The organism is Mycobacterium intracellulare ATCC 13950 (assembly GCF_000277125.1).
Classification (GTDB): Bacteria; Actinomycetota; Actinomycetes; order Mycobacteriales; family Mycobacteriaceae; genus Mycobacterium; species Mycobacterium intracellulare.
In genome coordinates this window covers 1,190,996-1,210,970 of sequence record NC_016946.1, presented here as the reverse complement: position 1 = coordinate 1,210,970, position 19,975 = coordinate 1,190,996, and the positions used below count along the sequence as shown (strand labels likewise).

The 19,975-nt window shown below is 68.5% G+C and carries 22 protein-coding genes; 8 read left to right on the top strand and 14 right to left on the bottom strand.

The window, feature by feature from the left end:
- Positions 1-22: 22 nt before the first annotated feature.
- The 5 genes from narI to OCU_RS30925 form a co-directional block, all read right to left on the bottom strand.
- Positions 23-757 (bottom strand): respiratory nitrate reductase subunit gamma, encoded by a 735-nt coding sequence (narI, locus tag OCU_RS30945; RefSeq protein WP_008254506.1) that lies wholly within the window; start codon positions 755-757, stop codon positions 23-25.
- Entirely contained in the window at positions 750-1,418 is a 669-nt protein-coding gene (gene narJ, locus OCU_RS30940; RefSeq protein ID WP_014379424.1) for a nitrate reductase molybdenum cofactor assembly chaperone, read from the bottom strand. Before narJ ends, narI begins: the two co-directional genes overlap by 8 nt.
- Complete coding sequence (gene narH / locus OCU_RS30935) at positions 1,415-3,034, bottom strand: nitrate reductase subunit beta (protein ID WP_014379423.1); 1,620 nt, start codon at positions 3,032-3,034, stop codon at positions 1,415-1,417. Before narH ends, narJ begins: the two co-directional genes overlap by 4 nt.
- Positions 3,034-6,732, bottom strand: coding sequence for a nitrate reductase subunit alpha (locus OCU_RS30930; protein WP_009952353.1), 3,699 nt, complete (start codon positions 6,730-6,732; stop codon positions 3,034-3,036). Before OCU_RS30930 ends, narH begins: the two co-directional genes overlap by 1 nt.
- Positions 6,733-7,188: 456 nt before the next feature.
- Positions 7,189-7,581, bottom strand: coding sequence for a (deoxy)nucleoside triphosphate pyrophosphohydrolase (locus OCU_RS30925; RefSeq protein ID WP_009952355.1), 393 nt, complete (start codon positions 7,579-7,581; stop codon positions 7,189-7,191).
- Positions 7,582-7,738: 157 nt separating this feature from the next.
- On the opposite strand from OCU_RS30925, the gene OCU_RS30920 reads away from it, so the two are divergent.
- Together OCU_RS30920 and OCU_RS30915 are read left to right on the top strand one after the other, a co-directional pair.
- Entirely contained in the window at positions 7,739-7,954 is a 216-nt protein-coding gene (locus tag OCU_RS30920) for a hypothetical protein (RefSeq protein WP_008254496.1), read from the top strand.
- A gap of 70 nt (positions 7,955-8,024) precedes the next feature.
- Positions 8,025-8,309 (top strand): 4a-hydroxytetrahydrobiopterin dehydratase, encoded by a 285-nt coding sequence (locus OCU_RS30915; RefSeq protein ID WP_009952356.1) that lies wholly within the window; start codon positions 8,025-8,027, stop codon positions 8,307-8,309.
- On the opposite strand, the gene OCU_RS30910 is transcribed toward OCU_RS30915, so the two are convergent.
- Positions 8,306-9,616 carry a mannosyltransferase gene (locus OCU_RS30910; protein WP_026071437.1) on the bottom strand — a complete coding sequence of 437 codons (1,311 nt, stop codon included), beginning with the start codon at positions 9,614-9,616 and terminating at the stop codon, positions 8,306-8,308. The two genes, OCU_RS30915 and OCU_RS30910, sit on opposite strands and share 4 nt — an antisense overlap.
- A 149-nt stretch (positions 9,617-9,765) precedes the next feature.
- On the opposite strand from OCU_RS30910, the gene OCU_RS30905 reads away from it, so the two are divergent.
- Entirely contained in the window at positions 9,766-10,518 is a 753-nt protein-coding gene (locus OCU_RS30905) for a hypothetical protein (protein WP_020415586.1), read from the top strand.
- Positions 10,519-10,566: 48 nt separating this feature from the next.
- Positions 10,567-11,628, top strand: coding sequence for an Rv1157c family protein (locus tag OCU_RS30900; RefSeq protein WP_014379418.1), 1,062 nt, complete (start codon positions 10,567-10,569; stop codon positions 11,626-11,628).
- 72 nt (positions 11,629-11,700) lie between these two features.
- On the opposite strand, the gene OCU_RS50210 is transcribed toward OCU_RS30900, so the two are convergent.
- Both OCU_RS50210 and OCU_RS30895 read right to left on the bottom strand, forming a co-directional pair.
- The gene (locus tag OCU_RS50210; protein ID WP_003875447.1) at positions 11,701-11,847 is read right to left on the bottom strand and encodes a hypothetical protein; all 147 of its coding nucleotides are present in this window, start codon (positions 11,845-11,847) and stop codon (positions 11,701-11,703) included.
- A gap of 28 nt (positions 11,848-11,875) precedes the next feature.
- Positions 11,876-12,448 (bottom strand): HhH-GPD-type base excision DNA repair protein, encoded by a 573-nt coding sequence (locus OCU_RS30895; protein ID WP_014379417.1) that lies wholly within the window; start codon positions 12,446-12,448, stop codon positions 11,876-11,878.
- Positions 12,449-12,559: 111 nt separating this feature from the next.
- Between OCU_RS30895 and OCU_RS30890 the strand changes: the two genes are divergently transcribed.
- Positions 12,560-13,093, top strand: coding sequence for a nuclear transport factor 2 family protein (locus OCU_RS30890; protein WP_009954635.1), 534 nt, complete (start codon positions 12,560-12,562; stop codon positions 13,091-13,093).
- 34 nt (positions 13,094-13,127) lie between these two features.
- Here the strand turns inward: OCU_RS30890 and OCU_RS30885 are convergent, their stop codons facing one another.
- Both OCU_RS30885 and OCU_RS30880 read right to left on the bottom strand, forming a co-directional pair.
- Positions 13,128-13,352 (bottom strand): DUF5302 domain-containing protein, encoded by a 225-nt coding sequence (locus OCU_RS30885; protein ID WP_009954636.1) that lies wholly within the window; start codon positions 13,350-13,352, stop codon positions 13,128-13,130.
- A 48-nt stretch (positions 13,353-13,400) separates the two neighbouring features.
- Positions 13,401-13,844: a PPOX class F420-dependent oxidoreductase gene (locus OCU_RS30880; RefSeq protein WP_008254475.1), complete on the bottom strand. Its 444-nt coding sequence runs from the start codon at positions 13,842-13,844 to the stop codon at positions 13,401-13,403.
- Between the two features lie 75 nt (positions 13,845-13,919).
- Between OCU_RS30880 and OCU_RS30875 the strand changes: the two genes are divergently transcribed.
- Positions 13,920-14,441 (top strand): DUF1697 domain-containing protein, encoded by a 522-nt coding sequence (locus OCU_RS30875; RefSeq protein ID WP_036458337.1) that lies wholly within the window; start codon positions 13,920-13,922, stop codon positions 14,439-14,441.
- 55 nt (positions 14,442-14,496) lie between these two features.
- Here OCU_RS30875 and OCU_RS30870 read toward each other — a convergent pair whose 3' ends face one another.
- Positions 14,497-14,862, bottom strand: a complete 366-nt coding sequence (locus OCU_RS30870) for a GntR family transcriptional regulator (protein ID WP_008254464.1) — start codon at positions 14,860-14,862, stop codon at positions 14,497-14,499.
- 37 nt (positions 14,863-14,899) lie between these two features.
- Here OCU_RS30870 and OCU_RS30865 point away from each other — a divergent pair, with 37 nt between their 5' ends.
- On the top strand, positions 14,900-15,613 hold the full coding sequence (locus OCU_RS30865) for an NAD-dependent deacylase (RefSeq protein WP_041787036.1): 714 nt from the start codon (positions 14,900-14,902) through the stop codon (positions 15,611-15,613).
- On the opposite strand, the gene OCU_RS30860 is transcribed toward OCU_RS30865, so the two are convergent.
- Positions 15,610-16,245: a class I SAM-dependent methyltransferase gene (locus tag OCU_RS30860; protein WP_014379414.1), complete on the bottom strand. Its 636-nt coding sequence runs from the start codon at positions 16,243-16,245 to the stop codon at positions 15,610-15,612. The genes OCU_RS30865 and OCU_RS30860 overlap by 4 nt on opposite strands.
- A gap of 66 nt (positions 16,246-16,311) precedes the next feature.
- Positions 16,312-18,627, bottom strand: coding sequence for an MMPL family transporter (locus OCU_RS30855; protein ID WP_014379413.1), 2,316 nt, complete (start codon positions 18,625-18,627; stop codon positions 16,312-16,314).
- Between the two features lie 312 nt (positions 18,628-18,939).
- Between OCU_RS30855 and OCU_RS51765 the strand changes: the two genes are divergently transcribed.
- Entirely contained in the window at positions 18,940-19,062 is a 123-nt protein-coding gene (locus tag OCU_RS51765) for a hypothetical protein (protein ID WP_003878506.1), read from the top strand.
- Positions 19,063-19,207: 145 nt separating this feature from the next.
- On the opposite strand, the gene OCU_RS30850 is transcribed toward OCU_RS51765, so the two are convergent.
- Complete coding sequence (locus OCU_RS30850; protein ID WP_009954646.1) at positions 19,208-19,972, bottom strand: 3-hydroxyacyl-CoA dehydrogenase; 765 nt, start codon at positions 19,970-19,972, stop codon at positions 19,208-19,210.
- Positions 19,973-19,975 lie beyond the last annotated feature (3 nt).

Below are 19,975 nucleotides of genomic sequence, written 5' to 3'. Positions count from 1 at the left end.
CTGCGCGCGCCTTGGCCGTCGGCTACCAGCCCCGGCGGCGCGGCGCCGTGCCCACCAGTTGTTGGCCCTTGCCCGTCGCCTCGCGGCTGCGATAGACGATGTAGGGCCGGAACAGGTAGACGACCGGGGCGCTGAACACGTGCACCAGCCGGGTGAACGGCCACAGCGTGAACAGCACCATGCCGATCAACGCGTGCAGCTGGTAGTCCAGCGGCGCGTTGATCATCACCTCGCCGTGCGGCTGCAGTATCCAGATCCGGCGGAACCACAAACCGACCGTGTAGCGGTAGTGGAATTCGCCGCCGTGCGGGCCGGTGCCGATCAGGTCGCAGTACAGGCCCACCACGATCGCCAGCACCAGCACCAGATACATCACCTTGTCGCTGCGGGTGGTGGCCATGGACACGGCGGGACGGGTGAACCGCCGGTAGACGAGCAGCCCGATCCCGACGAGCGTGGCGACGCCGGCGATCGAGCCGGCGATGACCGCCTGCATGTGGTAGACGTGGTCGCTCATCTTCATCAGCTGCGTGACCTTCGGCGGGATGAACAGCCCCACCACGTGTCCGGCGAAGACCGCCAGGATGCCGAAATGGAAGATGGGGCTGGCGATGCTGAGCAGTCGCGACTCGTAGATCTGCGAGGACCGTGAGGTCCAGCCGAACTTGTCGTAGCGGTAGCGCCACCAGGTCCCGACGATCAGGACCGACAGCGTGACGTATGGGGCGATATCCCAGAACAGGACGTTGCTAAACACCTGGCGTTCCTTTGCGGGGTGGCACGGTCAAGGTAAACGGTTGCAGCCCAACGGCTTCGGCGGGCGGCCCGGCCTGCGCCAGTCGCTCGGCGCGGCGCACCTCCTGATCGGTGGCCGCCGGCAGGGTCTCGCAGATCGCGGCCACGACCGGCTCGTACGGTGACTCGGCCTCGGCCAGGGCGCCGCGCAGCACGTCGATCGGCACACGGTGCTGGGTCAGCAGCCGCCGTCCGGCCTCCGGGTCGACGGTGGCGGCGAATTCGAGCACCACGGCCAGATGATCGGGGGCCTCGCCGCTCGGTGGCTGCGCACCCGCCTCGCGGTAGGCGGTGGCGAACGCCAGCATCTCCCGTCCGCGGTTGCGGGTGTCCCCCGCGGTCCAGTACGTCAGATACATGGTGGCGCGCCGGCGCATATCGAACGTCGCGACGTAGTCCATCGCCGCGGCCATCGGCTCACGGGCACGCAGCGCCGCGACCGTCTGCCCGAGGAGCGTCGCCGCGGGACCGCTGATGTGGCCGAGGATTTCGTCGACGGCGTCCAGGCGTTCGGTGAACCCGTCGTCCGGGTAGGCCAGCAGCAGCGACGCCGCCTGCCACACCAGGCGGTCCTGCATCGCCCGGCCGGTGGAACGCTCCCGGAGCGCGGACAGCAGCCTCACCGCTTCTGCTCCTCGGGGAACATTCCCGCGGGCACCTGGCCGCCGTCCCAATTGAGCAGGTTCACCCGCGGCCGGGCGTGAGCGGGTTCTGCTTCCGCGGAGCCGCCGCGCTGGAGCGCGTGGAAGGTTTCCACCGACACCGGTATCGGTTCGGATTCGTACATACCCGGGCCGCCTTCGCCCGTCAACGAACAGCCCATCTCCTCGAGCTCGCGGGCCTGCGGGGCGAACGCCGTCGGAATCACGTAGCGCTCTTCGTATTTCGCGATGGCGAGCAGCCGGTACATCTCGTAGATCTGCTCTTCGGTCATGCCGACCGAATGCGGGATGTGTGGCTGGGTGTCGCGGCCGAGGTTGATGTCGCGCATGTAGGAGCGCATCGCCGCCAGCCGCCGCAGCACCCCTTCCACGACGGCGGTATCGCCGGCGGTGAACAGTTCGGCGAGATATTGCATCGGGATGCGCAGCGCGTCCAGCGCGCCGAACAGGTTGCCGATGTCCTCCCCGTCGTGCCCGTCGCGGCTGACCGCGTCGACCACCGGCGACAGCGGCGGGATGTACCAAACCATCGGCATGGTGCGGTATTCCGGGTGCAGCGGCAACGCCACCTGGTAGGTGTGGATCAGCGCGTAGATCGGGGAACGCTGCGCGGCCTCGATCCACTCGTCGGGGATGCCCTCGGCCCGGGCACCGGCGATGACGTTCGGATCGTTAGGGTCCAGCAGGATCTCGCACTGCGCCCGATACAGATCGGTGTCTTTTTCCACCGACGCCGCTTCCAGCACCCGGTCGGCGTCGTAGAGCACCACGCCGAGGTAGCGCAGCCGGCCCACGCAGGTCTCCGAGCAGATGGTCGGCAGCCCGACCTCCATGCGCGGATAGCACAGCGTGCACTTCTCGGCTTTGCCCGTCTTGTGGTTGAAATAGACCTTCTTGTAAGGACATCCGGACACGCACATCCGCCAGCCGCGGCAGCGGTCCTGGTCCACCAGCACGATGCCGTCCTCGCTGCGCTTGTACATCGCGCCCGACGGGCACGACGCCACGCAGGAGGGGTTGAGGCAGTGCTCACAGATCCGGGGCAGGTAGAACATGAAGGTCTCTTCGAGCTTGAGCTTGATCTCCTCGTTGACCTTCTTCAAGATCGGGTCCCCGGCCAGGATCTCCGACGAGCCGGCCAGGTTGTCATCCCAGTTCGGCCCCCACGAAACCTTCATCGGCTCACCGCTGATCGCGCTTCGGGGCGCGGCGGTCGGGAACGTGTCACCCGCGGGTGCCGTGGTCAGGTTCTCGTAGTCGTAGGTCCACGGTTCGTAGTAGTCGCCGAGGACGGGCAGCCTCGGGTTGGCGAAGATGCGCAGCAGCTTCTGGATGCGGCCGCCGTCGCGCAGCCGCAGCCGGCCCTTCTTGTCGCGAATCCAGCCGCCCCGCCAGCGCTCCTGGTCCTCGTAGGTGCGCGGATAGCCTTGGCCGGGACGGGTTTCGACGTTGTTGAACCACACGTATTCGGTGCCGGGCCGGTTGGTCCACGCCTGCTTGCAGGTCACCGAGCAGGTGTGACAACCGATGCACTTGTCGAGGTTCATCACCATCGCCAACTGCGCCATGACCTTCATCAGTACGTCACCTCCTGGCTGCGGCGCCGCACGACGGTCACCTCGTCGCGCTGGTTGCCGGTCGGCCCCAGGTAGTTGAACGCGAAGGCGTGCTGGCCGTAGCCGCCGGCCAGGTGGCTGGGCTTGATCCGCACCCGGGTGAGCGCGTTGTGGTTGCCGCCCCGCTTGTTGTTGGTTTCGGTGCGCGGGGTGTCGACGGTGCGCTCCTGGACGTGGTAGACGTACACCACCCCGTCGGGCATCCGGTGCGAGACGATCGCCCGGCACACGTAGATGCCGTTGACGTTCACCGCCTCGACCCAATCGTTATCGCGCACTTGGATTTTCGCTGCGTCGCCAGGGCTCATCCACATCGTCGGGCCGCCGCGGGACAACGAGAGCATGTAGAGGTTGTCCTGGTAGGTGGAGTGGAAGGACCACTTCGAGTGCGGCGTCAGGTATCGCACCGTGAGCCCGATTCCGTCCTCGGTCGGCCCGAGTGTCGGTGCGCCGAACAAGCGCGCCATGTCCAGCGGCGGGCGGAAGACCGGCAGGTGCTCGCCGAGTTCCTCGACCCAGTCGTGGGCGAGATAGAAATGCATCCGCCCGGTCAGGGTGTGGAACGGCTTGAGGTTCTCGATGTTGATGGTGAACGGTGCGTAGCGGCGACCGCCCGTTTCGCTGCCCGACCATTCCGGGCTGGTGACCACGGGCACGGGCCGCGCCTGGGTGTCGGCGTAACTGATGCGCTTGTCCTCGCTGCCCTCGGCCAGGTGCACCAGCCGCTGTCCCGTGCGCTTTTCCAGCTCGTGGAAACCCTCGACCGCCAGGCGCCCATTGGTCGTCCCCGACAGCAGCAGCAGCACGTCGGCCATCCGAGCGGCGGTGGTCACGGCCGGGCGGCCCGCTGCCACACCGGATTTGAGCACGCCGAACTTGGCGGCGAGCTCCTCGACCTCCCGGAACGGGTGCACGGTGATGCCCTTGGTGGTCAGCCCGAACTTGTCGACCAGCGGCCCCAGCGTCAGCCACTTGTCGTAGATGGCGCCGTAGTCACGTTCCACCACGGTGAGCTTGCCCATGGTGCGGCCCGGCACCGGCGTCGCACCGGTGCGCAGCCAATCGGATTCGGTGCCATCGGGATAGGCCATCGCGTCGGGCGTGTCGTGCTGCAGCGCGCTGAGCACCACGTCGGTGCGGGTGCCCAGATGCTCCTTGGCCATGGCGCTGAAGGCGCGGGCGATGGCGCCGAAAGCGTCGAAGTCCGAACGGGTTTCCCAGGGCGGGTCGGTGGCGGCGCTGAACGCGTGCACGTAGGGGTGCATGTCGGTGCTGGAGATGTCGGACTTTTCGTACCAGGTCGCCGCCGGCAGCACGACATCCGAAACCAGGGTCGTCGACGTCATCCGGAAGTCGATCGACATCATCAGGTCGAGCTTGCCCTCGGGGATGTCCCCCTCGCACGTCACGTCGACGGGCCGCACCCCGTCCTCGGGCGGCAGCGCCGATGCGTTGGAGTCGGTTCCCAGCAGGTGGCGCAGGAAGTATTCGCCCCCCTTGCCCGACGACCCGATCAGGTTGGCGCGCCACACGGTGAGCACCCGGGGCCAGTTGACGGGGTTGTCGGGATCGGTCACCGCGAGTTTGAGTTCGCGCTGGCCGAGCTGCTCGGCGACGTAGTCGGCGACGTCGCGACCCGCGGCGCGCGCCTCGTCGGCGACGTCCAAACTCGACCGGTCGAACTGCGGGTAGTACGGGCTCCATCCCATGGCCACCGACGACGCCAGCAGGTCCATGGTGTGCTTGCCCGCGAAGCGCCCCCGGCCCACCGGGCTGGACAGCTTGTCCGCGCCGTAACCGTCATAGCGCCATTGGTCGGTGTGCGCGTACCAGTACGAGGCGCCGGGCACCTGGCGCGGCGGGCGCACCCAGTCGGTGGCCATCGCCATCGTGTGGAATCCGGTGAGCGGGCGCACTTTTTCCTGGCCCACGTAATGGGCCCAGCCGCCCCCGTTGCGACCCATCGACCCGGTGAGCATCAGCAGCGCCAGCACCGCACGGTAGATGGCGTCGGCGTGGAACCAGTGGCAGATGCCCCCGCCCATGATGATCATGGAGCGGCCGCCGGATTCCTCGGCGCTGTGGGCGAATTCCCGCGCGACGCGGATGGCTTGGGCGGCCGACACACCGGTGATCGCTTCCTGCCACGCCGGGGTGTTCTGCTGCGTCGCGTCGTCGTAGCCGGTGGGCCATTCGCCGGGCAACCCCGCGCGGGCGACGCCATACTGCGCGAGCATCAGGTCGAAGACGGTGCACACCATGTGCTTGCCGATGCGGCGCACCGGGACACCGCGCGCCACGGTGGTGCCCTCGCCGTCGACGGTGTCGAAGCTGGGCATGTGCACCAGCGCGGTGCTGCCCTCCCCGTTGGAGCCGTGCGCGTCGCGCACGCTGAGCGCCGGCACCAGGTCACCGAGGTCCAGGTTCCACTTCCCGACACCGGATTCGCCGTACCGAAATCCCAGCGAACCGTGTGGCACCACAACGGAATTGGTCGTTTCGTCCAGCACCGCGGGCTTGAGCGCCGCGTTCTCGACCGCCTCGCCCAGGTCCGCCGCCGTCAGGTTCTTGCCCGGCACCAGCATGTCGCCGCGTTCTTCCAGCTTGATCAGGAACGGCAGATCGGTGTAGCGACGCGAATAGTCGACGAAGAACGGAACCTGCTTTTGCACATAGCATTCCGAGAGAATGACGTGCCCCATCGCCATGGCCAGCGCCCCGTCGGTGCCGGCCGCGCACGGCATCCACTCGTCGGCGAACTTGGTGTTGTCGGCGTAGTCGGGGCTGACGGTGACGACCTTGGTGCCGCGGTAACGCGCCTCGGCCATCCAGTGCGCGTCGGGGGTCCGGGTGATCGGCACGTTGGAGCCCCACATCATCAAATACGCTGCGTCCCACCAATCTCCGGATTCGGGGACGTCAGTCTGGTCGCCGAACACCTGCGGTGAGGCCACCGGGAGGTCGGCGTACCAGTCGTAGAACGACGTCATCGGAGCGCCGATCAGCTCGAAGAATCGCGAGCCGGCGGCATACGACACCATCGACATCGCCGGGATCGGGGAAAATCCGGCGACCCGATCCGGGCCGTAGGTCTTGATGGTGTGCACGTGGGCGGCGGCGATCAGCTCGGTGGCCTCGGCCCAGGTGACGCGGACCAGTCCGCCCTTTCCGCGCGCCCGCTGATAGCGCCGGCGGCGTTCGGGGTCGGCCTGGATGTCGGCCCACGCCAGCACGGGATCACCCAGGCGCGCCTTGGCCTCCCGGTACATCTCGACCAGCACGCCGCGGGCGTAGGGATAGCGCACCCGGGTGGGCGAGTAGCTGTACCAGGAGAACGACGCACCGCGGGGGCAACCGCGCGGCTCGTACTCGGGGCGGTCCGGACCCACCGACGGATAGTCGGTCTGCTGGGTTTCCCAGGTGATGATCCCGTCTTTGACGTAGATCTTCCAGGAGCAGGACCCGGTGCAGTTCACGCCGTGCGTGGAGCGAACCACCTTGTCGTGGCTCCACCGGTCGCGGTAGAACACGTCGGCCTCGCGGCCGCCCCGCCGCGTCACGGTGCGCAGGTCGGCCGAGATCTCGCCCGGCGTGAAGAACCGCCCGCTGCGCTCCAAGAGCTCCTCGAGCACTCCACCAATGTGCGGTGTGGCAGTCAAGAAGTACTCCTCCTCGTCGGTAGCGTCGCGCCGCGTCGCCCGGCCCTGTGCGTGGCCCCAGTTGAGTTGTGTCCGGCGATCAGCCCCGTGAGCCGCCCGTCCGCACCAACTCGGATCGGCTCAGCCATCGGCATTTCGGGCCCGCGGGCCGGGCGGTGATACCGCACCAGCATAGGTCGATGTGCGCGGGGCGATCACCTTCGCCGCGCGCGGTGAGTCTGCGAGAAACAGGGTCATGAGCATCGGTTTTCGCGCACGCGAAGGCCTCCCGGTCGGGCACCGAGCCGGGACGGCAAAGGTCTGGACAACCATCTGGCTAGTTATCGGCACGCACATCCAGGGCAGATTCGTGTGGCGTTATTACAAGTCATTTTGTTGCCTTCAGTTCACTGTGGCGACCTGCAACGCGGCTGTACATCAGCTGCGGGAAGTCTGTGGACTTGTTATGAGGGCCGTTCACAGGGCGCCGGCCAGGGCCGGAAGCCAGCCCCGGTCGGCCGGCACCCAGTCGAGATCGTGCAGCTCAGCGGCGGTGATCCAGCGCAGGGCCCGGTGCTCACGCGCGTCCGGACGGCCGCCGAGCAAATGCACCCGGTAGGCGCGCAGCGTGATCCCGCCGTCCACCGCGATGTCCGCGCCGAGCCGCTCGCCCACCGCGACGTCGCCCGCCGCCAAACCGAGCTCCTCGACCAGCTCGCGGGCCAGCGCGTCGCGCTCGGTCTCACCGGGCGCGACCTTGCCCCCGGGCAGCTCCCAGCGCCCGGCCAGCTCCGGCGGGCGTACCCGCTGTGCCACCAAGACGCGCGCGTCGCGGATGAGGGCGCCCGCGACGACGATCTGGGTCGGCATGGCCAGTGACGGTATACCGTCGCGTCCTGGCTGTGTTATCGCGCGGCCACCACGGCGGGCACCGAGGTTGGCGCACTCATTCGCGGCGCGCTGTGAAGGCCGGCGTTGTCTGGGTATGCACTAGGTCGGCCGATCGCACTCAGTGAGGAGAAGCGCCATGCCCAACGTGTTCATCGAACCGCGACCAAAGGGCCGCGACGGAGACCCGATCACGCACTACGTCGTCGAGGACCACGGCGACAGCGAGCTCCACCAGAGCCAAACCCAGCAGGAGGCCATCGACTGGGCGAAGCAGCAGGGCCATTCACCCCTCGTCGCCCGCGTCCGCCATCTCAGCGACAAACAGAAGCCCGACCAGTGGCGGGGAGTCTAGGTCCTGACGTCCCGGATCTCCGTAACATTCTCGGTAGCAAGGATTTTGGACAACAGAACGGTGACGAGTCATGGCTGTGTTAACGGATGAGCAAGTAGACGCCGCATTGCCCGATCTGGACGGATGGGAGCGTGCCGACGGCGCCCTGCGCCGCTCGATCAAATTCGGAAGCTTCCTGGCCGGCATCGATGCGGTGCGCCGCGTCGCCGAGCACGCGGAAAGCAAGGACCACCACCCCGACATCGATATACGCTGGCGGACAGTGACTTTCGCTCTCGTCACCCACTCCGAGGGTGGCATCACCCAAAACGATATCGACATGGCCCGCGACATCAACGGGATCGTCGACAGCTAGCCGGCGGCCCGTACCCCGGGCGCGGCGTCTCGGCCGCGGTTGCCGGTGGCCGCGATCCAGATCAGCGTCGCCACCGCGGCCGCGGTGTAGATCAGCCCGGCCCAGGCCAGATACCACGGGCGGCCGATCTGCCAGATGGTCGGTTGAGCGAAGCTCAGCAACCACGGCACGCCGATCAGGGTGAGCGCCAACCACCCCCAGCCGGCGATTCGCGCCCCGCACAGCGTGCGTCCCGCGCCGTGGATCGCCCAGATCATCAACGGCACCAGCCACACCCAGTGGTGGGTCCAGGAGATCGGCGACAGCAGCAGCCCGAACAGCTCGACCACGATCAGCCTGCCCAGCTGATCGGCGGCGTCCAGCGCGCGCCAGGCCAGGACGGCCAGCACCGCGGTGACGACGAGCGCGACCACCAGCGGCGGCCCGAATCCGACGTCGTGGCCCAGGATGCGTGAGATGGCGCCGCGCCACGATTGATTGAACGAGGTGGCGATGGGACCCACCCGGTGAGCGTCGCCCAGTAGTTCGGTGAAGTAGTAGCGGGTCTGGTCGCCGACGACCACGACCGAAATCCCAACGGTGGCAACGAAAACGACCGCCGAGAACACCGCCGCGCCCCACCGCCGGGCGCCGGCCAGATAGACCCCTGAGATCGCGGGGGTCAACTTGATTCCGGCGGCCGCGCCGACCAGCAATCCCGACAGCCACCATCGCGTGGTGTAGACCGCCCACAGCACCGCGGCCATGAGCAAAACATTGACCTGACCGTAGTCGAATGTGCTGCGCAGCGGCTCAATCCAGATCGTGATCGCCGTCCACGCCATCGCCAGTCGGCGGCCGCGGGGACCGGCCGGCGCGGCCGTCAGGCGCTGGCTGATCCGGATCGCGCCGTACAGGGCGGCCATGGTCGCGATCTGCCACAGGAATGCGACGAGCCCGAACGGCAGCAGGTGCAGCGGGTAGAAGACGACGGCCGCGAAGGGCGGGTAGGTGAACGGCAGCGGGAAGTCCGGCGTCTGGTCGGCGTAGACGTAGCTGTACAGGGTGCCGGGATGGTCGATCGCGGCGGCTCCGCCGAGGTAGACGTGCAGGTCGACGAAGTTCGCGCCGTTGGGGGCCAGGTACGTCCAGGCCAGCCGCGCCGCGACGCTCGCGATGAGCAGGATCGGCCCGGCCACGACGAGGCGATTCGCCAACCGCTGGGTGATGGGTGCCGCCGGGGCGGCCGAGATGGTGTCTATCCGCCCGACTTTAGCGATCGGACCATGCGGCGCGGCCCCGTCGGTCCCCCGATGACCCATGCACATCTATGCAGTGCGCGCCATTTCGCGCGTTCGGTCACCGCTCCCACTCGTATCCGTAACGAATAAATAAATGCCACACGTGTCACTTGAGTCCCATCTGCATCAAAGTAGCTTCAGCGACGGGACCTGTAATCGATCAATCAGGGAGAGTCATGCCAACCATCTGGACTTACTTGCGTGCAGCCGCCGTCCTGGCCGGTTCGTCCGCAGCACTATTGACGGGCGGTATCGCCCACGCCGACCCCGTTCCGGCTCCGGCGGTGCCGAACATTCCGCAGCAGCTGATCAGCTCGGCGGCCAACGCACCGCAAATCCTGCAGAACCTCGCGACCGCGCTCGGCGCCACGCCGCCCGCGGCGCCCGCCACACCGGGCATCAGCTTCCCGGGTGTTCCCGCGGCCGCCTCGCCGGCATCGGCGACCACGGCGGGCATCCCGTCGATCCCCGGCCTGATGCCGGCGGCGCCCGCCGCTCCCGCGTCATCTCCGGCGGCGGTACCGTCCATTCCGGGGCTGGCGCAGTCGGCGACGCCCGCCGCGCCGGCGTCACCCTCCGCGGCGAGCGGCATTCCTGGGATGATTCAGGGCCTGACCGGCGCACAGCCGGCGGCCGCGAGTCCGGCCGCGCCGGCCTCGTCGATCCCGGGCCTGCCCGCGATCCCGGGGCTGTCGGCGCCGAGCGCGCCGGCCACCCCGCCCGCACCGCAAATCCCGCAGGCGCAGGTCAACATGCCGGCGATGCCGGCGGGCCTTCCGGTCAACGTCCCCCCGCAGGTGCGGCTTCCGCAGGATCTGCCGGCGCTGGCCTCGGGCCAGACCCCGGCGACACCAGCCGCTCCGGCCGCACCCGCGCCGGCCGCCAGCCCGGCCGGACCGGCAGCGCCGCTGCTCGCCGCACTGCCTTGAGCAGCGTCGTCATCGGCCTAACCCACCACTGAGAACCGGAGGACAACCGTGGCAACCACTTGGAATCTGTCCAAAGGTTTGGCCGCTGTCGTCACGGCATCGGTTGCCGCGCTCGGGCTTTGCCCGAGCGCGGCAGCCGACCCGGCGGCGCCGCAGCCGACACCACAATCCAGCGCGGCCCAACAGCTGCCGGGGCTGCCTGCCCTGTCGCAGCTCAGCCCGCTCATCCAGCAAGCGGCCGGCGACCCGCAGCAGGCGACACAGCTGCTCATGGCCGCCGCGCAAGCCTTCGCCCACAGCCCGACCGCTCCCAGCGAGTCCAAAAACGTGGCGGCGGCGGTGAATCAGTTCGTCCAAGAGCCCACCGCGCCGGTGCAACACGTTCCGGCGACCGGGGTGGAACCCGGTGTGCAGGCGCACCTGCCGGCAGGGATCAACCCGGTGCACGCGGCGGGTCCCGCACCCCAGCCGGCACCCGAGGCGCACCTGCCGGCCGGCGTCGACCCGGCGCACGCGGCCGGGCCCGCACCCGCCGCCGCGCCGGCGCCCGCGCCCGCCCCGCCCGCGAATGTGCCCGTCGCGGCGCCGATTCCGGCACCACCAGCACCCGCCGCCGCACCCCCGGCACCCGAGGCCGCCCCGGCGCCCGCACCCGCGCCGGACGCCGCCCCGACCGCGGCCGCCCCGGGATTCGGCGCCGACACGCCGCCCACGCAGGACTTCATGTATCCCTCGATCGGCACCAACTGCCTGGCCGATGGCAGCAGCGCGATCGCCACCGCGCTGTCGGTCGCGGGCCCGGCCAAGATTCCGCTTCCCGGCCCGGGGCCCGGCCAGACCGCCTACGTGTTCACCGCGGTCGGCACGCCCGGACCCGCCGAGGTGCAGAAGCTGCCGTTGAACGTCACCTGGGTGAACCTGACCACCGGCAAGTCAGGCACCGTCGCCCTCAAGCCGCGACCGGACATCAACCCGGACGGGCCGACGACGCTGAGCGCGATCGCCGACACGGGCTCGGGCAGCATCATGTCGACGATCTTCGGTCAGGTCACGACCAAGGAAAAGCAGTGCCAGTTCATGCCCACGATCGGCTCGACGGTGGTGCCGTAACACACCGGCGCCGTCACCGTTTCGCCGCCTGCGAACGCGCGTGTCCCCGCACCGGGGTCACGCGCGTTCGCTTTAGTACGCCATGAACAGGATCGCGTCGCGGTCGTATTCGAGGCCGGGATGAACGCTGGCGAGATGAGCCTGGGTCAGTTCGACCAGCTCGTCCTCGTCCTTGCCGACAATGGCCTCGCCGCACGGACACGTTATGTGTGTCTTCACGTTGCTGCCCTTCCCTTCTGTGCACCGACTACTTCGCCGCTTTGGCTGCCGCCTTCATCTGCTTCTTATAGGCACGCACCGCGCCCATCGACTCGGCGTCGACGATATCGGCGACGGAGATGTGCGTGCCCGCCTTGCCGAACTCGCCGGCGGCCGCGCGCCAGCCCTTCGGCGTCACGCCGTACTGCTTGCCCAGCAGCGCCAGAAAGATCTGCGCCTTGACCGCACCGAAACCGGGCAGCCCCTTGATGCGCCGCAGCAGCTCCTCGCCGTCGGGGTCACCCGAGGTCCACAAGCCCGCGGCGTCACCGTCGTAGCGGTCCACGATGATCTGGGCCAGGGTCTGGATACGTTTGGCCATCGATCCCGGAAAACGGTGTATCGCAGGTCTTTCCGAGCACAGCGCGGCGAACTTGTCCGGGTCGTACTCGGCGATCTCGTGAGCGCCGAAACCGCCCATGCGGTCCGCGATCTTCTTCGGTCCCGAAAAGGCGGTCTCGAACGGCACCTGCTGATCGAGGACCATCCCGATGAGCAGGGCCAACGGATCCTCGTCCAGCAGCGCGTCGGCCTCGGGATCTTGAGCCAGCCAAAGTTTCACCGTCAACGACCTTCCTTTCGGTGAACACCCTACGACCGAGGCCGGTTGGTGCGACAGCAACCGCCGAAACCGCGCCTACGACCAGCACCCTAACCGTCGAGTTATCGTGACGTGGTGGTGGATGAGGCCCGATTGGAGCTGATGCTGGCCCGCGACGAACTGCACGCGCTCGTCACGTCCTACTGCCGCGCCGTCGACCGCGCCGACTACGAAGGCCTGCGGGAGATGTATCACCCCGACGCGACCGACTCGCACGGCTCGTTCTCGACCGGCGGTGTCGAACAGTTCATCGCGCAGTTGCAGGCCGCGCAGCCGTATGTGCGTGTCTCCCAACACAACATCACCACGACGAACTTCGTGGTCGCGGGCGAAAAGGCCCACGGTGAGGTCTACTGCCTGGTGTTTCACACCTTCGCCGGTCCCGACCACGACGTCGACGTCATCATCGGCGGCCGGTACCTGGACGAGTACACCAGGCACGACGGCCGTTGGAAGTTCAGCCGGCGCACCATCGTGGCGGACTGGGCCTACCAGAACGACCCGTCCCGACTGGACTTCGGACATCCCAGCACCCGAGGAAGCCTGCGCGGCAAACCGGGGCGAGACGACCCCTCGATCGGCCTGTTCTGCCCACCCAGCGGCTAGGCGAATCGGGCCGTCTACCAACGAGTCTCGGGGGTCAGCCGCTCTTGCGGCGGAACTCGCGCCGGTTACCCGCCGCGCCGTGCGCCCGGGACTGCTTGCCGGCGCCGTCCTTGTGGTCGGATCCGGTCGAGGATTTCGCCATCTTGCGGTCGAGCGCTTCGCGGAACTTGCGCTTGGTGTCCTCGTCCGACCCGGGCGGTTCAGAAGCCCCCGAAGCCTTGGACGACTGTGAACCCTGCCGGGCATTCGATGCGGCCATAGGGGCAGCTTAGCCCCGGTTTGACGGGCGGGCGCGCAGGCGGCGCGGCTACCGCATGCCGGGCGGCATGCCGTACAGGTGCGAGATCGGCAACGTCAGCAGCACCCGCCGATCGGTGACCATCGCCTGCCGGTATTCGTCCCAATCGGGATGTTCGCCGGCGATGTTGCGGTACAAGGCAATCAACGCCTCCACGGTGCTGTCGCCGGGCGCGGCCGCCGGGGGGGTCAGTTCGGCGGTGCCCTCGGCGACGGCGTACGACCAGCCGTCGTCGGCGTCGACCAGGATCGACGCCCGCGGGTCTCGGCGCAGGTTGCGCGTTTTGGCGCGCGGCTCGGTGATCGACACCTGGATCGCCATGCTGCGCGGGTCGAAGTGGTAGCTCACGTTCGACAGTTGCGGTCGCCCGTCGCGCTTGATGGTGGCCAGCACCCCGAGGGAATGTCCGCTTATCAAGGCCAGCAGCTTGTCGTCGAAGACTTGGCGTCCCATGACGAAAGCCTACGTCGCGCGCCGCCCGGGCGGCCCGGGATGGTCGTCCCCCGGCCGGGCTGGTGGAATCGGGGCATGACCAAGTACGCGGCGTTTCTGCGTGGCGTGAACGTCGGGGGCGTCAATCTGAAGATGGCCGAGGTGGCGGCCGCGCTGACCGACGCGGACTTCACCGAGGTGCGAACCGTGTTGGCCAGCGGCAACGTCGTGCTGGAGTCGTCGGCCGGCGTGGCGGCGGTGCGCAGGAAGGCCGAGGCGGCGTTGCGCGAACGGTTCGGCTACGACGCCTGGGTGCTCGCCTATGACATCGGCACCGTGCGCGAGGTGGTCGACGCCTATCCGTTCGAGCGCGACGCCGACGGCTACCAGTCCTACGTCACGTTCGTCGCCGATAAGGCGGTGCTCGACGAGCTCGCCGCGCTGGGTCAGGAGGCCGGCCCGGACGAGCGGATCAGCCGCGGTGACGGCGTGGTCTACTGGCAGGTCCCCAAGGGCGGCACCCTGGACAGCACCATCGGCAAGACGATGGGCAAGGCGCGCTACAAGTCGTCGACCACGACGCGCAACCTGCGCACGCTCGACAAGGTGCTGCGCTGAGCGGTACTACCGCATGGGCTGCGCGCCAACGCTTTTCGATGCCGAACGGTAGCGCTTACTCGTCGGGCACCGATTCGATGTAGCGCAGGGCATCGGCTTTGTCCAACCCGAGTCCGCGTGCTACCCGGACGTACTCGCGTGCGGCGGCGGCCATGGCGGCGTCGGTCGGGTCGTAGCGCGCGACGAATGTGCCGAAGCGGCCGCGGGTTTCGATGATGGCGGCGGTCTCCAGCTCGCGGTAGGCGCGAGCCACGGTGTTGACCGCGACCCCGAGCTGGCCGGCCAGGTCCCGCACGGTGGGCAGGCGCGTGCCCGGCGGCAGCGCGCCCTCGCGGACCCCGTCGATAACCTGCGTCCTGAGCTGGTCGAACAACGGCTTGCCCGCCTTCACGTCGACCCGCAACCAGTCACCCAGCTCCACCCGTTCAGTATCCCCCACCTCCGGCTATCTTGGTGGGATGCGCGTAGCGGTGCTCAGCGGCGCGGGGATCTCCGCGGAAAGCGGTGTGCCGACGTTCCGCGACGACAAGAACGGGTTGTGGGCCCGCTTCGATCCCTACGAGCTGTCCAGCACGCAAGGGTGGCGCGACAACCCCCAGCGCGTCTGGGGCTGGTACCTGTGGCGGCATTACCTGGTCGCCGACGTGCAACCCAATGCGGGTCATCGCGCCATCGCCGCCTGGCAGGACGACGCCCGAGTCACCGTCATCACCCAGAACGTCGACGACCTGCACGAGCGCGCCGGCAGCGGCTCCGTCCACCACCTGCACGGGAGCCTGTTCGAATTCCGTTGTGCGCGTTGCGCTGAGCCATACAGCGGCGCGCTCCCGCACATGCCCGAACCGGCGCTCGAGGTGGAGCCCCCGGTGTGTCATTGCGGCGGCCTGATCCGGCCCGACATCGTGTGGTTCGGTGAACAGTTGCCCGACGAGCCGTGGCGGCGCGCCGTCGAGGCGACCGAGACCGCCGACGTGATGGTGGTGGTCGGGACGTCGGCGATCGTCTATCCGGCGGCCGGGCTCGCGGAGCTGGCGCTGGCGCGCGGCGCCGCCGTCATCGAGGTCAATCCCGAAGTCACGCCGCTGTCGGCCAACGCCACCCTCAGCATCCGCGAGTCGGCGAGCCAGGCGTTGCCGGGACTGCTGCAGCGGCTGCCCGCCCTGCTGAACTAGGCGGGCCGGCGCGCGCGGCCCAGCAGGAGTTCGGACACCGGCATCGGCGCCCAGGCCGGCAGCGTCCACTCCCGCCGCGAGGTGTCGACTTCGAATCCCGCGTCGAGGATCGAGCGTTCGGTGTCGCGATGGGTGTGGCAGTTGCCAAACAGCCGGGGCCACAACGTCGCATCGACGAAACGCTGAAAGCGGCCCCGCGCGCCGGCACTGGCGATGTGCTCGAGGTAGCGCAGTTCCCCACCCGGTCGCAGCAACGAGTACAGGCGCCGCAGCACGGCGCCCGGGTCACGGACCGAGCACAACACCAGCGAGCACACCACCGCGTCGAACGGCTCACCGGCGCTGAGGCTTTCGGCCGTCTCGCCGGAAACGATCACCCGGGCGGGGGCCGCGTCGGCGGCGGCGCGGGCCCGCGCCGCCAGCCGCGGTTCGGGCTCCACCGCGATGACCTCGTCGACCGACGCCGGGTAGTGCGGAAAGTTCGTCCCGATCCCCGCGCCGACCTCCAACACCCGGCCGGACAACCCGGCCAGGTTCTCCCGCCGCAGGACCCGGATCGCCTCGGCTTCATGGTTGGCGACGAAAGGCCAGACGCGCGCGAAGAAGGGATTGTCGACGACCGCCGTTGTCATACGTGTGTGAACCTTCCGTCTCGGATGACGCCCAGAATAGGGTTCGGCGCCGGGACAGGCCGGACGTTAACCGATATTGGGCACCGGCTCCACGAGCGCCGCCCCGGCGACGGGCTCGGGGGTGGGCGGGCGGGGCGCGGGGTCGACGCCTTCGCTGATCCCGAACCGATCGTGCAGCCACGCCAGGGGCCGGGGCGCCCACCAGTTCCAGCGGCCCATCACGTGCATGAAGGCCGGGACGACCACCATCCGCACCAGGGTGGCGTCGGCGAAGACGGCCAGCACCAGGCCCAGACCGAACATCCGCATGAACGAGACGTGCGCGGCGATCAGCGCGGCGAACGACATCGACATCACCAACGCGGCCGCGGTGATGACCCGACCGGTGCGGGCGACGCCGAGGGCCACGCTCTCGTCGTTGGCGGCGTGGGCCTGCTTCGGGGTGGGCCGGGCGGGCCGGGCGGCGCCGGACGCCAGCCAGTATTCGCGAATCCGGGAGAGCAGGAAGACCTCGTAATCCATCGACAGTCCGAAGGCGATGCAGAACAGCAGCACCGGCATGTTGGCCACCAGCGTCCCGCTCGGCGTGGTGCCCAGCGCACCGAGATGGCCGTCCTGGAAGATCCACACCAGCGCGCCGAACGCCGCGGTCAACGACAGGAAGTTGCACGCGAGCGCCTTGATCGGCAGCAGCACGCTGCCGGTGAGCAGGAACAGCAGCACGAAGGTGATCGCGGCCATCAGCCCGAGGACGAGCGGAAGCCGTTCGGTCACGGCGTCGACGCTGTCGCGGTTGACCTGCGCCACCCCGCCCATCTCGACGGCCCGCCCGGCCGGTCCGGGGACGTCGTGCAACCGTGCGAGCTGGGCGTCGTTCGCCGCGGAGAACAGCGGCGCCGTGCTGCTGACGGTCAAAAAGGCGCTGCCCTGGGCCAGCCCGGTCGCCCCGGCCGGTGGCCCCACCCGATTTCCGCCCGTGAAGGTGCCCCCGGGCGCGGACACGGCCGCCACGTCGGGCACGCGCGAGAGCGCGGCGGCGTAGCTGTCGAAATCCCCGGGATTCAGGCCGGAGGCATCGGGGACGACGACGGGCACCGACGTCGCGGAATCGTCGGCGAAGTCGTTGCGCAACCGGTCACCGACCTGGTGCGCCGACGCCGAGCGCGGCAGCACCCGGTCGTCCGGGAACCCCCACTTCACCGAGAAGAACGGCAGCCCGAGCAGCAGGAGCAGGCCGACGACGGCCAGGCCGACCGGCGCCCAGCGGCGCATCACGAACTTGCTCGACCGATACCAGAACAGTTGCTCGACGGGCTTTGGCGCCGGCTCGGGTCGCCGCAGCATCCGCCGCAAGAACCGACGCACATTGAACGCGTCCAGCCGGTCGCCCAACAGCACGATCGCGGCGGGGGTGATCACGATCGAGGCGGTGGCGACGAAGGCGACCGTGGCCACCCCGGCGTAGGCGAACGACTTGAGGAAGTACATCGGGAAGGCCACCGTCGCCGACATCGACAGCGCCACGGTGACCGCGGAGAACAGCACCGTGCGGCCGGAGGTGGCCATCGTCCGGATCAGCGCCTGGTCGCGGTCGTGGCCCTCGGCCAGTTCGTCGCGGTAGCGGCTGACGATGAGCAGCGTGTAGTCGATTGCCAGCGCCAGGCCCAGGGCGGTGCTGAGGTTGAGGGCGAAGATCGACACCTCGGTGGTGAAGGTGATCAGGCGCAACACCGACATCGAGCCGACGACGGCAAGCGCGCCCAGCGCCATCGGCAACGCGGCGGCCAGCAGCCCACCGAACACCCAGATCAGCACCACGAAGCTCAGCGGCAGCGCGATCATCTCCATCACCAGCAGGTCGTCCTGGTTCTGCTTGTTGATCTGGGCGTACTGCATGGCCGCGCCGCCGGCGCGGACGGTCACCCCGTCGCGGTCGTAGACGAACTGGTCCGACAGGGTCTGCGCGTTGTTCTGGACGAAGTTTTCGCCGCCTTTGAGGTTGACCACGATGAGGCCCGACTTGCCGTCGCGGCTCACGAGATCGGCTGGGGCCGCGCCGGTCCACGGCGAGGACACGTTGTAGACCAGCGGGGACCCTTGGAGTTGGTGGACGAGGTCGGTGCCCACCGCGCGGGCCTGTTCGCTGTTGGTGCCGCCGGGGGCCGTCACCAGGATCAGCATCTGCTGACCGCTCTGCCCGAACTTGTCGGTCAACACGGCGATGGCGCGGGCGGACTCCGAGTCCGGATCCTGGAAGCCGCCGGGAGACAAGCTCTTGGCGACGGGAACGCCGAAGACGGCCGCGGCGATGAAAACCAGCACCCCGATCGCGATGATCCGGCGCGGCGCCGCGATAGCGACTCGGGCGATTTTCTGCAGCATTGTGAGCCCTTCCGCTGCCGGTGCCCCGTTGCGCTGGCGGCTGGCTAGTCCGCGACAACGTAACAAACGCTAATGTCCACGCGTCGAACAGTGTTGTCCTTAAGCACGCAGGCGGGCGGGTGGATCGTTCAACGCCGCATTTTTTAAACCGGTAGAACGGTAAGAGTCCGGCCAGAAAAATGTGTCGCAAATAAGCAGCTCAGGGCGCAAATCCCAGCGGAAAAGGCGGCCACCCTACCCGCGGGTAAATTGCCACCATTTTCCGAATCGTGACTCAAAGTTTCCTTAAGGGTGGCCCATACGCTCAGTGTCATGTGGATCGACGACACAAGTGCCGACGTCATCAAGGTCGACTTCGAGGCCCTCTACCACGGCGACGTGCTGGTGGAAGGCGAGACCTCGGAGCAGTTCGACGAACTGCAAGCGGCGAGCTGAGGCAGACCATGAGCATGCTCGCACGGCTGTTAATGGCCGAACCCTCCGTCAGTCGGTGGTTCCGCAAGTAACCATCGATCGTGGTCATCACGAAAGCCCCCCGCCGACGCGGGGGGCTTTCGTTTTGTCCGACGGCGGCACGCGCCTAGCGCGGCGCCATGCGAATGGCGCCGTCCAGGCGGATGACCTCGCCGTTGAGCATCGGGTTCTCGACGATGTGCACAGCCAGCGCGCCGTACTCGTCGGGGTCGCCCAGCCGGGCCGGGTGCGGCACCTGCTTGCCCAGCGAGGCCTGCGCCTCCTCGGGCAGCGAACCCAAAAGCGGGGTCTTGAACAGCCCGGGCGCGATGGTCACCACGCGGATGAGCTCGCGCGAGAGGTCGCGGGCGATCGGCAGCGTCATGCCGACCACGCCGCCCTTGGATGCCGAGTAGGCGGCCTGGCCGATCTGGCCCTCGAACGCCGCGACGGAGGCGGTGTTGATGATGACGCCGCGCTCTGGGCTCGTTTCGGGCCCAATGGGTTCGGTCTTGGCGATGCGCTCGGCGGCCAGTCGCAGCACGTTGAAGGTGCCGATCAGGTTGACGCCGATGACCTTCTTGAACCCGTCCAGCGGGAACGGGCCGTCCTTGGACAGCGTCTTGATGGCGTTGCCGATGCCGGCGCAGTTGACGTTGATGCGCAGCGTGCCCATCGACTCCGCGGCGTCCAAGGCCTTACCGACGGCGGCCTCGTCGGTGACGTCGGCCTCGACGAAGCGGGCGCGCTCGCCCAGCTCGCGGACGGCGTCCTCGCCACGCAGGTCGATCACCACCACCTGGGCGCCGCGGTCGAGCAGCCGCTTGGTGGTGGCCAGGCCCAGCCCTGAGGCGCCCCCGGTGACGACGGCGACGGCGTCTTTGATCTCCATGCG

Bases quoted from the DNA above. Each gene is read 5' to 3' on its own strand.
- narH (WP_014379423.1), bottom strand. From the start codon at position 3,034: ATGAAGGTCATGGCGCAGTTGGCGATGGTGATGAACCTCGACAAGTGC.
- OCU_RS30925 (WP_009952355.1), bottom strand. From the start codon at position 7,581: ATGCCGACCCAGATCGTCGTCGCGGGCGCCCTCATCCGCGACGCGCGC.
- OCU_RS30920 (WP_008254496.1), top strand. From the start codon at position 7,739: ATGCCCAACGTGTTCATCGAACCGCGACCAAAGGGCCGCGACGGAGAC.
- OCU_RS30915 (WP_009952356.1), top strand. From the start codon at position 8,025: ATGGCTGTGTTAACGGATGAGCAAGTAGACGCCGCATTGCCCGATCTG.
- OCU_RS30910 (WP_026071437.1), bottom strand. From the start codon at position 9,616: ATGTGCATGGGTCATCGGGGGACCGACGGGGCCGCGCCGCATGGTCCG.
- OCU_RS30905 (WP_020415586.1), top strand. From the start codon at position 9,766: ATGCCAACCATCTGGACTTACTTGCGTGCAGCCGCCGTCCTGGCCGGT.
- OCU_RS30885 (WP_009954636.1), bottom strand. From the start codon at position 13,352: ATGGCCGCATCGAATGCCCGGCAGGGTTCACAGTCGTCCAAGGCTTCG.
- OCU_RS30880 (WP_008254475.1), bottom strand. From the start codon at position 13,844: ATGGGACGCCAAGTCTTCGACGACAAGCTGCTGGCCTTGATAAGCGGA.
- OCU_RS30875 (WP_036458337.1), top strand. From the start codon at position 13,920: ATGACCAAGTACGCGGCGTTTCTGCGTGGCGTGAACGTCGGGGGCGTC.
- OCU_RS30865 (WP_041787036.1), top strand. From the start codon at position 14,900: ATGCGCGTAGCGGTGCTCAGCGGCGCGGGGATCTCCGCGGAAAGCGGT.
- OCU_RS30860 (WP_014379414.1), bottom strand. From the start codon at position 16,245: ATGACAACGGCGGTCGTCGACAATCCCTTCTTCGCGCGCGTCTGGCCT.
- OCU_RS30855 (WP_014379413.1), bottom strand. From the start codon at position 18,627: ATGCTGCAGAAAATCGCCCGAGTCGCTATCGCGGCGCCGCGCCGGATC.
- OCU_RS51765 (WP_003878506.1), top strand. From the start codon at position 18,940: ATGTGGATCGACGACACAAGTGCCGACGTCATCAAGGTCGACTTCGAG.
- OCU_RS30850 (WP_009954646.1), bottom strand. From the start codon at position 19,972: ATGGAGATCAAAGACGCCGTCGCCGTCGTCACCGGGGGCGCCTCAGGG.